1 protein-coding gene is annotated in these 1,026 nt (G+C 67.8%); it reads right to left on the minus strand.

Features of this window, described 5'->3' with window-relative positions; genetic code table 11:
* Positions 1 to 27: 27 nt before the first annotated feature.
* A partial coding sequence (locus FV222_RS27195) for a beta-propeller fold lactonase family protein (RefSeq protein WP_246685704.1) occupies positions 28 to 1,026 on the minus strand: 999 nt, incomplete at its 5' end.

Here is a 1,026-nt window from a genome sequence, read left to right on the forward strand (position 1 = left end):
GCGATAAGGCCCCCGGCGCGCGTCGCCTCAGGGCTTCATCGTCGAGATGACCGCGTTCTTCGCCCGGTCCACCACGGCGACGCTGAGGTCGCGGTTGAGGACGTAGGCGTGGGCGTTGTCGGCCGAGAACGCGATCGCCTGGCGCGGCTCGTTCAGGCCGGTCACCGTGGCGACGACCTTGAGGGTGCCGGTGTCGATCACAGAGAGCGAGTTGTCCTTGAGGTTGCCCGAATAGACGAAGTGCCCGTCCGGGGTCAGCGCGGCGCCGTAGGGGTCCTTGCCCACTGCCACCTCGGAGGTGACCTTACGGGCGGCGACATCGACCACGCCGATGGTGTTGCGGCCGCTGTTGGCGGCAAACAGCGTCTTACCGTCCTTGGTGATCGAGATGGCGCGCAGCTTGTCGAACCCGGCGATCTCGCCGGTGATCTTGTTGGTGGCGGTATCGACCAACGTGATCTTGTCGCCGAGGAAGTTCGTCACGAACACGGTCTTGCCGTCCGGCGATAGCTTCACGCCTTGGCGCGGCTGCGCGAAGCCGGGGATCACAGCCTCGGCGAGCATGGTCTTGGTGTCGAACACGGTCAGCGTGCTCGCGGCCTCGTTATTGACGTAGAGCTTGGTCCCGTCGGCCGAGAGCACCGTGCCGAACGCGCCGGGGCCCGCGGCAAGAACGCCGGCCTCCTTCCCGGTGGCGGTCTCGTAGACCGTGATCCTGCCGGTACCGCTGTCGGAGACGTAGAAGCGGGCGCCGTCCGGCGCGAACACGATGTTGCGCGGCGTGACGAAGCCGTCGAGGCGGCGCACCACCGTGCCCTTGGCGACGTCGTAGACGACGACGGCGCTCTCCTCGCTGTTCGACACAGCGGCGACGGTCCCGGCGGCGTTCAGGGCCAGCGCGTTGTTCTTGATCGCGCCGTCGAAGCCGGCGGCGAGCCCGGGCTGGGCCTGGGCTAGGAGCAAGGCGGCTCCGGCGAGGAGGGTGCGGAGGCTGGTGCAGATATGGGTCATGAAGCGGGTCTCTCG

Origin of the sequence: Methylobacterium sp. WL103 (assembly GCF_008039885.1) — a bacterium.
GTDB classification, from domain to species: Bacteria; Pseudomonadota; Alphaproteobacteria; order Rhizobiales; family Beijerinckiaceae; genus Methylobacterium; species Methylobacterium cerastii.